The organism is Nocardia sp. NPDC057663 (genome assembly GCF_042799895.1).
In the GTDB taxonomy this organism is placed as follows: Bacteria; Actinomycetota; Actinomycetes; order Mycobacteriales; family Mycobacteriaceae; genus Nocardia.
In genome coordinates, this window is record NZ_JBHVHX010000024.1 from 1 (window position 1) to 14,366 (window position 14,366).

A 14,366-nucleotide genomic window follows, 5' to 3' on the forward strand; every position below is an offset into this window, starting at 1 on the left:
GACAGGGTGTGGGAGAGTAGGACACCGCCGGAACATCATTGCGAAAGGCCCTCCAGCATTGCTGGAGGGCCTTTTTGCATTCCCGGACAAGGTCTCTCGCGTAGCAGGCCGGCCGTCGACGTGCCCCTAGAATCGGGGGATTGCAGTCCGAACCATCAATATTTCAGAAATCTGTGTATGGCTCTGCGCGGTCAGCGACCATGGTGCGACGTTGCTTCGGGAGGTCACCATGGATTGGTTGTTCACTCACAAGTCGCTGCGGCGCGGCACGGCCGCCCTCGTGCTGCCCGCCGCCTTGATCGGCGTGATAGCCACCGCGGCGCCCGCGCTCGCCGCACCGTCGCCCGACCCGCTCGCCGGCGTCGCCGACGGCATTGCGGGCGCGGCGAATTCCATTGCGGGCGTTGCCGGTATCGAGCTCCCCGACACCTACGGCCCGGAGACCGCGATCGTGGTGCTCGGCTACGGTCTGCTGCCGGACGGCACCATGCGCGCGGAGCTGAGCAACCGGCTGCACGCCGCGTTGATCCAGGCGTTCATGTCACCCGCCTCCCCGGTGATCGTCACCGGCGGCAATCCGCGCAACGGGGTCACCGAGGCGCAGGTGATGGCGGACTGGCTCAATATCCGCGGGGTGGCCAGGCAGCGGATCTACACCGAGACCCAGGCCGGTTCCACTGTGCAGAACGCGGAGTTCTCCGCGAAGTTGATGGAGGCGCTCGGCGTGCACAAGGCCGTGCTCATCACCTCCGCCGATCACATGCGCCGGGCGCTGGACAACTTCCTGGCGGCGGGCATCCCGGTGGTCGCGACGATGACGCCGGATGTGGCTCCGCTGTGGGCGCAGCCGTTCGGCGCCGAGGGTTAGCGTTCGGGCGCGCCGAAGTCGGTGTCGCGCACTACGATGCGTCTGGCGTCGTCGCGGGGTGCGGTGGTGCGGCAACGGGACAGGGGTACGCGATGGACAGGCCTGCGTGGGCACCGGAGGGCGTCGATATGCAGCATCCGAGCCCGGCTCGGATGTATGACGCCTTGCTCGGCGGCTCGCACAATTTCGCCGTCGACCGGATGGCGGCGGAGATGGGGACCAAGCTCGTCCCCGATCTGCCGCGTCTGGCGCTGAGCAACCGTGCCTTTCTGCGCCGGGCGGTGCGCTTCATGCTCGACGCCGGAATCCGGCAGTTCCTCGACATCGGCTCCGGCATCCCCACCGCGGGCAACGTGCACGAGATCGTCCACGAGATCGATCCCGAGGCGCGGGTGCTCTATGTCGACATCGACCCGGTCGCGGTCGTGCACTCCCGGACCATCCTGCGGGGCCGGGAACAGGCGGGCGCGATCGAGGCCGATCTGCGCAAGTCCGGCGAACTGATCGCCGCGGTGCGCGAGACCGGTCTGATCGACTTCGACGAGCCAGTCGGGCTGCTGCTGATCGCGGTGCTGCACCTGGTGCAGGACGCCGACGATCCGGCGGGCAAGGTCGCCGCGCTGCGGGAGGTGGTCGCACCGGGCAGTTTCATAGCCATTTCACATCTCACCTCGGAGATGCGGCCGGAGGATGCCGGTAAGCTGGGAGAGCACTCCGCCAACGAGACCAGGGTCGGCATCCGATTCCGGTCCAAGGACGCGATCGTGGCGATGTTTCAGGGTTGGGGCATGGTGTCGCCCGGAGTCGTCGAACTGCCGGTGTGGCGGCCGGAGTCGGAGCGGGATCAGCACGAGAAGCCGGGCCGATCGCTCGGCCTGGCCGGGGTTGCGCGGAAAGAATGAGCCGCAGATTCGGCGGTGCTATGAGATGAGGGTGGACGAGTAGTGGGGTCGTGGGAGCTGGCGCAGCGGTGGGCCGATGCCCTCGACGGCGTCGTCGCTCCCACGCTCAACCGCTCCCAGATCGAGGAGATGCTCGCCGCCCTGTGCACCGGTCTGATCGACGCGGCGCGCGGTGGTGAGGATTCCGATGTCGCCCGCCGTGCCGCCAGGATGCTGGTCGCGGCCAACTACCGTGATCCGGCGGCGGTGAGCCGATCGGTGCGGGTGATCTGCGAGGACCTGGTCACCATCGCCGCCGACGGGCCCGACGATCCGACGCTGCCCGAGGTCATGGACCGCGTGATCGGCCTGGCCGCCGACTTTTCTGCCGGTTTCACCGGGGCACTGCGGGCTGCGGCCCTGGCCGAGCAGGAGGCGACCTTGGCCGCGGTGCTCGCGTCCGCACAGGAAGCCGAGAGCCGCCGGGCGCTGTCGGAAGCCCGCTTCGAGGCGGTGTTCGACGGCGCCCTGGTCGGCATCGGCACCGTCGACCTGTCCGGCCGGGTGGTGAACTGCAATGCCACCATGGCCGAGATGCTCGGCCACACCCCGGAGACGATGCCCGGGCGGACCGTCGCCGACATCCTCGGCCCACAGAATCTCAACCACGCGTTCGTCGAACTGCAGCGCATGGTCACCGGCGAATCCGAGAGCTTCCGCACCGAGACCGAGCATCTGCACGACGACGGCGAGGTCACCGTCATCGACCTGTCGATGTCGGCGGTGCGCGACGCCGACGGCAATATGCGGTTCCTGATCGGCGTCGCGGTCGACGTCACCGAACGCAAACAGCTCGCCGACCGGCTGTGGCACGACGCGAACCACGACGCGCTCACCGGCCTGCCCAACCGCCCGCACCTGTTCAGCCGGCTTGCCGACGCCGAACCACCGATCGGGGTCTGCTACCTGGATCTGGACGGCTTCAAGGAGATCAACGACCTGTGGGGCCACACGGTCGGTGACCGGGTGCTGCGGGTCGTCGCCGATCGGATGCGTGACGGTGTCCGCCCGCTGGACGCGATGGCCGCCAGGATCGGCGGTGACGAGTTCCTGGTGCTGGTGGAGGAGTGTTCGGGGGAAGCGCAACTGGCGGAGCTGGCCGACGATCTGGTGTCGGCGCTGACCGCACCGCTCGAGGTGGACGGGCACATGCTCGCGGTGGGCGTGAGCATCGGCGCCGCCTACTTCGACGAACTACCCGGCACGGTCGACGAATTGGTGCACGAGGCCGATTCGGCGATGTACCGGAACAAGCACGACGCGCGCCGCTATCCGGCCCGGTAGCGGCCGGGCCGGATCGGTGCCACCGCCCTAGACGGGCTGGCGGTCGCGGTTCGCCGCGCGCGCGAGCGAGCGGTCGCGCTGCTCCTCGAATCGCCCGACGTCGACGCGGAGCCGGTCGAGGTAGGCCGCGAGGTCCTCGCGTGCCCGCTCGCCCCGTGCGCTGAAGTCGGTGCGTTCGAAGATGTTCCACTTGCGCAGCACCGGCAGCAGGACCTCGTCCAGGTGCTGGCGCAGGTCGTAGATGCCGTGCTTGGCCATCAGTACACCGTTGCGCCGCCAGCCCGGCATGCCCGCGCCGGGCATCTGGAAGCCCTGCACGATGGTGTTGATCGCCTCGATGGCCTGGTCGGGCACCAGGTCCAGCGCGGCGGCGCAGAGGTTGCGGTAGAAGATCATGTGCAGGTTCTCGTCGGCGGCGATGCGGGCGAGCATGCGGTCGGCGATCGGGTCGTCGCAGACGCGACCGGTGTTGCGGTGGCTGACCCGGGTGGCCAGTTCCTGGAAGGTCACGTAGGCGACGGAGTACAGCATGCCGGCCACGGCGTTGGCCCTGATGTCGATGCCGCCCGCTTTGGCGTCGACGACGGCCATCACCGAATATCCGTTGGTCATATGGATCATCCGCGCTTGCTCGAGGGCCACCGGGTCGACGCCGCGAGTGACCACGAGGTAGTCACGTATCACGATGCCGTGGCGGTTCTCCTCGGCGGTCCAGCGGCCGACCCAGGTGCCCCACGCGCCGTCCTTGGAGAAGTTCTCCGCGAGCTCGCGGTGGTAGGACGGCAGATTGTCCTCGGTGAGCAGGTTGGTGATCATGGCCGCCTTGGCGAGCTCGCTGAGCTTGGATTGCTCAGGGTCCCAATCGATTCCGCCCATGGCGGCGAAGTTGTGGCCCTGGTCCCAGGGGACGTAGTCGTGCGGATGCCAGTCTTTGGCCATCGACAGATGGCGGTCGACATTGCTCGCGGCGACCGGTTCGAGTTCGATGAGCAGTTCCAATTGGGTGAGGTTCCTGGCCAAGCTCGTGCCCTTTCCGTGAAGTGAAAAGCAAGAGTTGCGCTGGTCCGGTATTGTTGCCCGTCGTCGCCGAGGATAGACCCGGCGCACGGCGCCTCCGAACGACACGGTGCGGAGGGCACTGTTTCTGAATTTGGGCGCGTCGCGCCGAGTGCATATACGCTCCACCAGTTCAGCTCCATCAGCGGTTCCCGATCCAGTCGTGGCATAGCTAGAGAGAGTGAGCGAAAAATATGACGGACATCGTGGTCACGAGCCTGGCGGCGACCACGTCGATCGCGGGCGACGTCGACTCGACCTGGAAGGGTCTGCTCAACGGCGAAAGCGGAATCGACGTCCTGGAGGACTCCTTCGTCGACGACTTCGACCTGCCGGTGCGGATCGGCGGTCATCTGAAGGTCGCCCCGGCCGCCTCGCTCACCCGCGAGGAGGTGCGCAGGCTGTCCTATGTCGAGCAGATGGCCGTGGTCCTCGGTCGCGAAGTGTGGCGCAACGCGGGCAATCCCGAGGTGGATCGCGACCGGCTCGGGGTCTCGGTCGGCACCGGACTCGGCGGCGCGGAATCCCTGATCTTCGCCCGCGACAAGCTCGGTAACGGCGGGTACCGGAAGGTCTCGCCGCTGACTGTGCAGGCGATCATGCCCAACGGCCCCGCCGCCTGCGTCGGCCTCGAATTGGGGGCGCGCGCCGGTGTTTCCACCCCGGTCTCGGCCTGCTCGTCGGGGTCGGAGGCGATCGCCAACGCCTGGCGGATGATCGTGATGGGCGATGCCGACATGGTGGTGACCGGCGGTGTCGAGGGGTCTATCCAAGCGGTGCCGATCGCGGCGTTCACCCAGATGCGCGCCATGAGCACCCGCAACGGTGATCCCAAGGCGGCCTCGCGACCGTTCGACAAGGACCGGGACGGCTTCGTCTTCGGCGAGGCGGGCGCGATGATGGTGATCGAGACCGAGGAGCACGCCAAGGCCCGCGGCGCGACGATCCACGCGCGGCTGCTCGGGGCGGGCGTCACCTCCGACGGATTCCACCTCGTCGCACCGGATCCCGAGGGCACCGGCGCGGCGCGGGCGATGACGCGGGCGATGCAGACCGGTGGGATCAGCCGCACCGATGTCACCCACATCAACGCCCACGCGACCGCGACGCCCATCGGTGACACCGCCGAGGCCAACGCGATCGGCAAGGCGATCGGCTCGCACGCGTCGGTGTACGCGCCCAAGTCGGCGCTCGGGCATTCGATCGGCGCGGTCGGTGCGCTCGAAGCGGTGCTGACCGTGCTGAGCGTGCGCGACAGCATCATTCCGCCCACCCTCAACCTGGACAACCAGGACCCCGAGATCGATCTGGACGTGGTCTCCGGTGAGGCTCGGCGCGGGCGGATCGATTACGCGGTGAACAACTCCTTCGGATTCGGCGGGCACAACGTCGCCGTCGCCTTCGGGCGGTATTGACCCTTCGCCACGGCGGCGCCTCCTACAGATTGCACGAGTTCAGCCTCCCGGCGAGGCATTGTGCGTTGAAAAGGATAGGGAATGATCGGCGAGACTTTCGACGACTATGTGGACGAACTGGGCAATATCCGGATTCCCGGTGACCAGACCCTGATCGACTTCGTCGACAAACACAGCGAGGCCAACGGGGACGATCTGGCCTATCGCTTCATCGACTATTCACGGGAACGTGAGGGTGAGTACCAGGAGCTGACCTGGCGGGAATTCGGGGTCAGGCTGCGCGCGGTGGCCGCGCGGCTGCAACAGGTGACCACGCCCGGTGACCGGGTCGCGGTGCTCGCACCTCAGGGCCTGGACTACGTCGTCGCGCTGTTCGCGGCGGTGTACGCGGGGAATGTGGCCGTGCCGCTGTTCGATCCGGAGGAGCAGGGCCACAGCGACCGGCTGCACGCGGTCCTGGGCGACTGCGAACCCGTCGCGGTGCTCACCGTCGGCACCGCGGCGGCCGGGGTCCGCAAGTTCTTCCGTGAACAGCCCGCCGCGCAACGGCCGAGGATCATCGCGGTCGAGGCGATTCCGGACACCGTCGGCGCGGGCTGGCGCAGGCCCGACATCAACATCGACAGCGTCGCCTACCTGCAGTACACCTCGGGGTCCACCCGGGCGCCGGCGGGCGTGGAGATCACCCATCGCGCGGTCGGCACCAATCTGCTGCAGATGATCGACGCGATCGGCATCACCGAGAACGCGCGCGGGGTCACCTGGCTGCCGCTGTTCCACGACATGGGGCTGCTGTCGGTGATCCTGCCGACCATCGGCGGCAAGTTCATCACCATCATGTCGCCGAGCGCGTTCGTGCGCAGGCCGTCGCGCTGGATCAAGGAATTGGCGGCCCAGGCCGACGGTGCCGAGATCTATTCGGCGGCACCGAACTTCGCCTTCGAACACGCGGCGGTGCGCGGGCTGCCCAAGGGTGACGAATCGCTGGACCTGTCGAACGTGATCGGCCTGATCAACGGCAGCGAGCCGGTGTCGGTGGCCTCCATGCGCAAGTTCAACGAGGCCTTCGCGCCGTACGGGTTGTCCAAGAACGCGATCAAGCCCTGCTACGGGATGGCCGAGGCGACGCTGTTCGTCTCGGCGACCAAACGCGACGACGAGGCCAGGGTGGTCTACGTCGATCGCGGGCAGCTGAACGCGGGCCGGATGGTGGCGGTCGACGAGCACTCCGGCGGCGCGGTCGCGCAGGTGTCGTGCGGGTACGTCGCGCGGTCGCAGTGGGCGGTGATCGTCGACCCGGAGACCGGGATCGAGCGCCGGGAGGGCGAGGTCGGCGAGATCTGGCTGCACGGCGACAATATGGGCGTCGGGTACTGGGGCAGGCCGGGGGAGACCGCGGAGACCTTCCACAACCGGGTGATCGCCCGCAATCCCGTCGGCAGCCGGGCCGAGGGCGCACCGGACGACGCGCGGTGGATGCGCACCGGCGACTTCGGCGCCTACCACGACGGCGAGCTGTTCATCACCGGCCGGGTGAAGGACCTGGTGATCGTCGACGGCCGCAACCACTACCCGCAGGATCTCGAGTACTCCGCCCAGGAGGCGAGCACGGCGCTGCGGCCGGGGTTCGTCGCGGCGTTCTCGGTACAGGCGGGGCAGCTGCCCGCGCCGGTGCTCGAGGCGGGCGGACCGACCGACGAGGCGGCCGAGCAGCTGGTGATCGTCGCCGAACGCGGCACGGGCGCAGCGAAACTGGACCCGGAGCCGATCGTGGACACGGTGCGCGCGGCGATCGCGCGCAGGCACGGTGTCACCGTGCGTGACCTGCTGCTGGTGCCCGCGGGGTCGATCCCGCGCACGTCGAGCGGCAAGATCGCCCGGCGGGCCTGCAAGGCGGCATATCTGGACGGCACGCTGCGCGGCGGGCACCGGCAGGACGCCTATCCGGACGCGCCCGAGGAGTGAGACCCGTTCGGCCACCGGATGTCCGGTGGCCGAACTGTCTTGCGGGCGTTCTCAGTTGACGCAGGGGATGGTGCTGCCGATCGTGGTGGTCACCGGTTTTCCGGTGTCGGGCAGCGGAGCTGCCGAGGTGCCCGGTGTGGTTGTCGTCCGACCAGTGTCGTCGGGCACACCGACGACACTGGTCGGAATCGGCGCGGTGGTGGTGGTTTTCGATACTTGCTGTCCGAAGGCGGCCTGCACCTCCCGTTTGATCGCGGCCGGGTCGACGATATTGACGTCCTGGCCGTCGATCACGTCGTAGCGCACCACCGGCAGTGTGCGGAATTCCACCGGCAGCGAGCCCGCCGCGCCGAGCTCGCGGGCGAAGTCGAACAGATTCCAGCCGTCGGAGAGCACCAGGTCCTTGTGCGCCACATCCATCAGCGCCGAGAGCCTGCTCAGATTGGTGAGTGTGCCGGAATCCTCGAGCGAGTTGGCCACCGACGTGAGGAACGCCTGCTGGCGGTGCGTGCGATCGAGGTCGCCGTTGCGGAGGCCGTGGCGTTGCCGCACGAAGGCGAGGGCTTGGGCACCGTCGAGGTGCTGGCGGCCCGCCGGGAACACCGCACCGGAGAACTCGCTGTCGTCGACCGCGTTGTTCAGGCAGACATCGACGCCCCCGACCGCGGTCGCCAGATCGTAGAAACCGGCCAGCGAGATCTCGGCGAACCGGTCGATCGGTACGCCGACCAGATTGCGCACGGTGGACACGATCGACGCGCGGCCGGCCTCGCGGCCGCGGCGCTCCAGCACCACCGGGTCTGTCTCGCCCTGCTCGATCAGCTTCGCCTGCACCGCGGCCTTCTTCAGTCCGTACGCCTCTTTGATCTTGATCTGCCGATAGCCCGGGATGCCGGTCACCGCAACGTAGTCGTCGCGGGGGATGGAGAACGCGACGATCTTGCGCAGGTCGGCGGGAATGTGGAGCAGGATCAGCGAATTCGCGTTGTAGCCGCCCTCGGTGCCGTCGCCGGCGTGCAGCTGGTCCAGGATCTCCTTCGGCAGGTCGTTGCCGTTGAGGTCCTTGCGGGTGTCCAGGCCGATCAGCAGGATGTTGACGTCGCCACCGCGCGAGCGGGGCGGGTCTTCGCCGAGCGCGGTGGAATGGGTGACGCCGGAATCGACGTCGTTCTTCGCCGACCAGGCCAGGCCGGTGCCGGTGAGGATGGCCAGCGCGGTGGTCGCGCCGATGATCCTGACCATGATCAGGCCTGCCCGGCGCACGCGGCCGTGGCGGGTCGGACGGGTGGTGCGGGGGACCTGGCTGCCGACGCGCTGCGGTCCGGGCCGGGGTGTTTCCCGGCGTGGTAGCGGCACTGCGTCGTCTCGGTTCACCGCAGTGCACTACCTGTCGAACGGCTACAGGCCGCGACGAACGGCGTGAGCCCGGCTGCGAGCCCCGCCCGGAAACGACGTCCTGCCATGCGCCCTCCTGTGCCGGCTGCCCGTCAGCTCTGTAGTCCGCGCACCTTGCCCACCACGTGCCGTGAAGCGATGACGGCAACCAGCCTAGCCCCGCGACCGCCCGCGGTCAGTCCTCGCTGCTGGTGCGTTCACCGAGGAATCGCAGCAGCGCCGGATCGGCGGAGGTGAACCGGTCGACTTCCTGACCGCCGGTGCATTCGAACAGGCCGATGGTCACCGAGCCGGCGCGGCGGACGAGCACCCGCCAGATCGCGCCGGAATCCTGCCAGCGGCGCAGGGCCTCGACCGGGTCGATACTCATGCCCGCTCACGGTAGTTCGCGGCGACCAGCGCGAGGCAGGCCGCGGCGACCAGCGCGACGACCAGATACATGGCCGGATAGCCGAAGCCGAAGCCGCCGTGCAGGGCGGACAGGACGGCGGGCACACCGAAACCGAGGTAGCTCACCGAATAGAAGACGGCATTGAGCCCGGCCAGATCACCGGGGCCCGCGATCCGCTCGATCTGCTGTAGTCCGGCGACCAGGCCGATGCCGTACCCGCTGCCGAGCACGACGGCGGTCAGCAGTGTCACCCAGATGCTCAGGGTGGCCGCGGTCCAGGCCGCCAGCACCATGCCCGTGGTGAGCAGCACCAGGGCGACGACGGCGGCGCGGGCGGTGCCGGGCCGGTCGATCCGGCGGGCCACCGATTGGATGGTGAAGCCGCAGCCGAGCGTCACCATGGTGACCAGGGCGGAGAAGGCGATCGGGGCGCCCTGCACGCGGGGCAGCATGAGTGTCGGCAGGACCGCGTAGGCGGTCGCGTTGGCGGTGAACAGCCACAGGGCGATCGGGACGGCGACCCGCAGGAAGCGGCGATGCCCGGCGGCGGGGATCTTCAGGTCGTCGCGCAGCCTGCCCGGATTCGGCTGCCTCGTCACCGTTTCCGGCGACCTGGCCAGCCACACCGAGGTCGCGACACACAGCGCCGCGTTGACGAGATAGGCGGTGGAATCGGGCAGCGGCCCCCACTGCGCCAGCACACCGGCCACGCCAGCGCCGAGCGCGAACCCGGCGGTGAGGCTCATGGCCGACCGGCGGGCACCGACACCGGCGGCGGCCGCGGCATAGGGCGGTTGCGAGAGCTCCTTGAGCCAGCTGCCGCCGACCGCCATCGCCAGTCCGAGCGCGACGCCGCACAGCATCCGCCCGGCCGCGAGCATCGGGACCGAGGCCGCGCCCGCCGCGAGCAGCAGCGAACCGGCGGCCGCGATCAGCGGGGCGGGCAGCATCAGCGGGCGGCGCCCGAACCGGTCCGAGAGCGGGCCGCCGATGAGCAGCGCGGGCACGATGCCGAGGACGTAGTAGAACAGCAGCAGATCGACCGCCGTCAGCGGCAGGCCGTGACTCTTGTACATCACCAGCAGCGGCGTGAACTCGTTGCCGCCCCACGCGATCGCGACCATCGCCGCGGAAACACCGAGCCAGGCGCGGGCGCGGGTGCTGGAGACAGCACGGGGCCGTTCACTGGTGAGAATCGCCATCACAGGCCCTTTCCGTCGTGCGCGCACCGGGGCACGCTCACGGGGCGAGTGGTGGCAACCGGTCTCATTTTAGGCGCGGCCGATCGCTGTACTACCGTCGGCCTGTGCGTGAGCTGCGGGTCGGGTGTGCGATGTGGACGCATCCGCAGTGGCAGCAGCGGCTGCCGGCGCCGGGGGAGCGGCTGCGCGCCTACGCAGGGCACTGCGGCGCCGTCGAGGGCAACACCACCTTCTACGCGACGCCGTCGGCCTCGACCGTGGAGTCGTGGGCCCGGCAGACCGCGCCGGACTTCCGGTTCGTGCTGAAGCCGCCGCGCGCGGTCACCCACGAGCGCAGGCTCGTCGACGCGCATGCCGAGCTGAAAGCCTTCCTCGACGTGATGGCGCCGCTCGGGTCGCGGGTGCATGCCCTGTGGATTCAGCTGCCCGCCTCCTTCGGGCCCACCGATCTGGGCGCGCTGGCCCGGTTCCAGCGCGATCTGCCCGCCGGGCTGCGCTGTGCGGTCGAAGTGCGTCATCCGGCCTTCTTCACCGACGAGCGCGCCGCGGTGCAGCTGGAACGGGTGCTGGGCCGGATCGGTGCCGAGTGGGTGCCCTTCGACACGACCGTCCTGTTCGACGGACCACCCGGTGACCCGTCGGAGTACGAGGCGCGCGCGAAGAAGCCACGGGTGCCGCGCCGGATGCGGGCACTGACCGAATACCCGATCGTGCGCTACCACGGCCGCGCCGACGAGGACCGCACCATCGGGGGCTGGCAGCCGTGGGTCGAGACCGTCGCGGAGTGGCTGCGCGAGGGCCGCTCACCGACGGTGTTCGTGCACACCCCCGACAATGCCGCCGCCCGCGGGCTGGCCCGCCGCTTCCACGACGCGGTCGGCGCCGTGGTGCCGGAGCTCCCGCCGCAGCCCACCCCCGAGCCCGACGAACCGATGACCCTGTTCTGAATTCCCCGGACGCGTGTCGGACCCCCGTGGCATGCTGTGCGCCAGCACTGGGGAGTGGGTGGGCGGACTCGAAGGGGACGAGTGATGTCTACGGAGCGAATGTCGTTGTCGCGTGCGCCGCATTGCGAGCCGGGCCTTGAAACAGCAAGAACGCCGTCGCGATCTCAGCGGGCTGTCGGCGAGGCAGTGGATATCGCTGTGCCGCAGCGCGTTCCGGGGTCGGTGCGCCGTCGAGCCGCCGGTGGTGCGCCGTTCGGTGTGCGCCGGGCGGTCAGCGCGGCGTGCGCACAGGGCAAGCAGGCCGAATCCGTTGTCGAGGCACAGCGATTCGCCGAGCAGTCCGTGCGGTTGGTGCTCGAGGTCGTCGACCGGCGCAGGCAGCCCGACCAGTTGCGCCCGGTCACCGACGCACGGGTCCTGGCATCGGTGCGCACCATGCTCACCCAGGACCTCGCCCCGGGCCGCAGCCTCGGCGCGGCCACGGTCAAGCACGTGCGGGTGACCTCGACCGAGCAGGGCGGCGCCGAGATCTTCGCCTCCTATCAGCGCGGCCCGCGAACCTTCGCGATCGCGGGCCGCATCGAATTGGCCAAGGATCGTTGGCGTTTGGTGGCGCTACGGCTGTTCTGACGCACGTCGGCGCCGGGCGGTGACCCCGGAGAAATCGTGCGAGACCTGGTGATTGCGATCGGCGAGAGTACCGAACGCGTGATCGGGGTGCAGGCCGAAGTACTGCCTGCGGGTCCGGTCGGTCCAGGCCAGTGCCGCCGCGGCGGCGATGCGGTGGAAGTGCACGGTGTAACCGCGCTCGTAGATCCGCAGCAGCGCGTAGCCGCCCGGATACTCCTTGATTGCGGCGACCTCGAGGAACTCGACGCGCCCGGAATCCGGGCGGCTCATCCGGTTTCGATGGGTGTGCCCGCTGTGATGCAGGAATACGCCGGGGCTGGTCCGGTAGCTCGCCTGCAACGCGTGCGCGCTCGCCCGGTCGAGGACGAATCCGGGTCCGCCCGGATTACTCAGTGCCGCATAGCGGGTCACCGGATGGTGGCCGAAGATCAGCGTCGGCTGGTCGGGCGCGGCGGCCAGTACCTCGCGCAGGTGTGCGAGCTGGGCGGCGGAGATCGTGCCGCCCGCACCCCGATGGCGCGTGGTGTCGAGGCCGATGAGCCGCAGCCCGCCGAACTCGTGGCAGATGAGCCGCTGGCGGGCGTGGAAAGCCCAGCCCCAGTGGTCCTCTCGCCCGCGCGCGACGTCGTGGTTGCCGCGGCAGGCGAGGTAGTCGCGGCCGTGCGTGCCCCAGTGGTCGAGGCGCGCGCGGATTCCGGCGACCTGGTCGGCGGTGCCGCTGTCGGTGAGATCACCGGCGACGACGAGATGGTCGGCCGCGCGTTCGGGCCGCCGGATCTCGTGCAGCAGTGCGTCGGTCATCACCTGTGGGTAATGGCCGTCCTCGTGGCGCAGGCCGGGCGGCAACCCGGCGACGATCAGGCCGCTGCGATCCTCACCCCAGTGCAGGTCGTTGGTGAGGGCGATGGTCCGCAGCAGACGGCCCGGTGGCGGTGGCGCGGTGCGGAAGACGCCGGTCACCTCCGGTGTGCCGGGACGACGCGTCACCCAGGTGCGGCCCGCGACCGCACGGACACCCTCGGACCAGGCGGTGAACCGGTAGCGGCGACCGGGTTCGAGACCACGGATCTCGGCGTAGTGATATGCCGTGCGGCGCGGATCGAAGAACTGTGTCACCGGCACTGCCAGGCCGTCGGCGGGGGCGAGCCGGACCTCGGTATCGGAGGCGGCGGGGCGCAGGATCCCGGATCGATCGCGCCGCCGGGTGGTCCAGGTGAGGATCGCGGTGTCATGGGTGACCGTCACGACCTCGAGATCGGTGACGACCAGCTGACCGCGGGGGATCACGGAGCTGCGCGGCCGCGCCATCGGTGCGCGGACGGTGGCCGCCGCGGCGCCGGACGCCGCATTGACCAGCCATGCGGTGTGCAGTCGAGGATCGAGCATGGCCTAGCTCCGTTCGCCGTCTACCGGGGACGGTACGGGTGCCGGTTGAACGTGCGTGGACGGCGATGTGGCCGTCAGCCGCCGTGGTCGTGGCGAGATCGGGGTGGGTGGAACGGGCCCCGCCGCCCGAGGAACGGGGTCCGTGTGCCGCGCCGACCTGGGGGAGGATGGGTTGAACCCTGGCGCGGCAGTGGTGCCGTGGTGCGCCGATTCCGTGGCCGGTTTCGGGCAGCGCACCATCTGCTATTCGGTGCGTGGGCGATTCCGGCTTGGTTGTGCGCCACCGCTTTCCGGCGCGTCGCTCTCGGGGCCGTCGGGTAGCCGGCGTGCGCCGCTGGCCACCTCGACGATGAGATCGTCGTAGCCGCAGCCCAGTTCGTGCAGGCGGAGTTGCGCGGCGCGGAGTTCGGGCTCGGCGCCGCAGGCCAGCGCGCGGTAGGTGAGTGCGGCGAAATGGGCCATGCGATCGACGACGGCGCCGATGCTCTCGGTGTGCATCGGTGCCGTCGTCGCCGGCCGGGGGGAGCGGATGACCACCCAGCGGTCGATCTCGCAGACCAGACGCGCCCGCTCCCAATCGATCTCGCTCGTGTCGCCCGGCACGAGCTGTTCACGGCGTTCGTGCAGGGCGGCCAGTTCGTGCGCGGCCCGCAGGACGGGATCGCCGTCGCCGGTGAAACCGCAGACCGCCTGCATCATCTGTGCACGGTCCGGCAGTACCGGTTCCTGTCCGGGTTCACCCGATGAACCGCCGTCCGCGTCCACTGTGCCGCACCGTCCTTGTCGCCCGCGTATGTACCGCTTCCGAAGGACATTCGTCTCGGCCGGAGCTCCGGATAGGTCACGAAATAGCACCTCAACAGCGAAAACCGGCCGCGAACAGCAG

Annotated in this window: 13 protein-coding genes; 7 read left to right on the forward strand and 6 right to left on the reverse strand. The window is 69.5% G+C overall.

Going from position 1 to position 14,366, the window contains the following annotated elements:
* Window positions 1–229: 229 nt before the first annotated feature.
* From ACFVAV_RS31110 to ACFVAV_RS31120, 3 genes are all read left to right on the forward strand, one after another.
* Entirely contained in the window at window positions 230–868 is a 639-nt protein-coding gene (locus ACFVAV_RS31110) for a YdcF family protein (RefSeq protein ID WP_379039154.1), read from the forward strand.
* A 92-nt stretch (window positions 869–960) separates the two neighbouring features.
* Window positions 961–1,770 carry an SAM-dependent methyltransferase gene (locus ACFVAV_RS31115; RefSeq protein WP_379039155.1) on the forward strand — a complete coding sequence of 270 codons (810 nt, stop codon included), beginning with the start codon at window positions 961–963 and terminating at the stop codon, window positions 1,768–1,770.
* A 42-nt stretch (window positions 1,771–1,812) separates the two neighbouring features.
* Window positions 1,813–3,093 (forward strand): diguanylate cyclase domain-containing protein, encoded by a 1,281-nt coding sequence (locus tag ACFVAV_RS31120; protein WP_379039156.1) that lies wholly within the window; start codon window positions 1,813–1,815, stop codon window positions 3,091–3,093.
* A gap of 27 nt (window positions 3,094–3,120) precedes the next feature.
* On the opposite strand, the gene ACFVAV_RS31125 is transcribed toward ACFVAV_RS31120, so the two are convergent.
* Entirely contained in the window at window positions 3,121–4,113 is a 993-nt protein-coding gene (locus tag ACFVAV_RS31125; RefSeq protein ID WP_379039157.1) for an acyl-ACP desaturase, read from the reverse strand.
* A gap of 230 nt (window positions 4,114–4,343) precedes the next feature.
* On the opposite strand from ACFVAV_RS31125, the gene ACFVAV_RS31130 reads away from it, so the two are divergent.
* Together ACFVAV_RS31130 and fadD32 are read left to right on the forward strand one after the other, a co-directional pair.
* Window positions 4,344–5,564, forward strand: coding sequence for a KasA/KasB family beta-ketoacyl-ACP synthase (locus ACFVAV_RS31130; RefSeq protein ID WP_379039158.1), 1,221 nt, complete (start codon window positions 4,344–4,346; stop codon window positions 5,562–5,564).
* Window positions 5,565–5,648: 84 nt separating this feature from the next.
* Entirely contained in the window at window positions 5,649–7,529 is a 1,881-nt protein-coding gene (fadD32, locus tag ACFVAV_RS31135) for a long-chain-fatty-acid--AMP ligase FadD32 (protein ID WP_379039246.1), read from the forward strand.
* Window positions 7,530–7,580: 51 nt separating this feature from the next.
* Here fadD32 and ACFVAV_RS31140 read toward each other — a convergent pair whose 3' ends face one another.
* The 3 genes from ACFVAV_RS31140 to ACFVAV_RS31150 form a co-directional block, all read right to left on the reverse strand.
* Window positions 7,581–8,903, reverse strand: a complete 1,323-nt coding sequence (locus tag ACFVAV_RS31140) for an LCP family protein (RefSeq protein WP_379039159.1) — start codon at window positions 8,901–8,903, stop codon at window positions 7,581–7,583.
* A 196-nt stretch (window positions 8,904–9,099) separates the two neighbouring features.
* Entirely contained in the window at window positions 9,100–9,294 is a 195-nt protein-coding gene (locus ACFVAV_RS31145; protein ID WP_379039160.1) for a hypothetical protein, read from the reverse strand.
* Window positions 9,291–10,517, reverse strand: a complete 1,227-nt coding sequence (locus ACFVAV_RS31150) for an MFS transporter (protein ID WP_379039161.1) — start codon at window positions 10,515–10,517, stop codon at window positions 9,291–9,293. The genes ACFVAV_RS31145 and ACFVAV_RS31150 overlap by 4 nt, the downstream gene beginning before the upstream one ends.
* A gap of 104 nt (window positions 10,518–10,621) precedes the next feature.
* On the opposite strand from ACFVAV_RS31150, the gene ACFVAV_RS31155 reads away from it, so the two are divergent.
* Entirely contained in the window at window positions 10,622–11,464 is an 843-nt protein-coding gene (locus ACFVAV_RS31155; RefSeq protein WP_379039162.1) for a DUF72 domain-containing protein, read from the forward strand.
* Window positions 11,465–11,662: 198 nt separating this feature from the next.
* Entirely contained in the window at window positions 11,663–12,094 is a 432-nt protein-coding gene (locus tag ACFVAV_RS31160; protein WP_379039163.1) for an Rv3235 family protein, read from the forward strand.
* Here ACFVAV_RS31160 and ACFVAV_RS31165 read toward each other — a convergent pair.
* Together ACFVAV_RS31165 and ACFVAV_RS31170 are read right to left on the reverse strand one after the other, a co-directional pair.
* Window positions 12,080–13,480, reverse strand: coding sequence for a metallophosphoesterase (locus ACFVAV_RS31165; RefSeq protein WP_379039164.1), 1,401 nt, complete (start codon window positions 13,478–13,480; stop codon window positions 12,080–12,082). The two genes, ACFVAV_RS31160 and ACFVAV_RS31165, sit on opposite strands and share 15 nt — an antisense overlap.
* 243 nt (window positions 13,481–13,723) lie before the next feature.
* Window positions 13,724–14,179, reverse strand: a complete 456-nt coding sequence (locus tag ACFVAV_RS31170; protein WP_379039165.1) for a DUF4254 domain-containing protein — start codon at window positions 14,177–14,179, stop codon at window positions 13,724–13,726.
* Window positions 14,180–14,366: the final 187 nt, after the last annotated feature.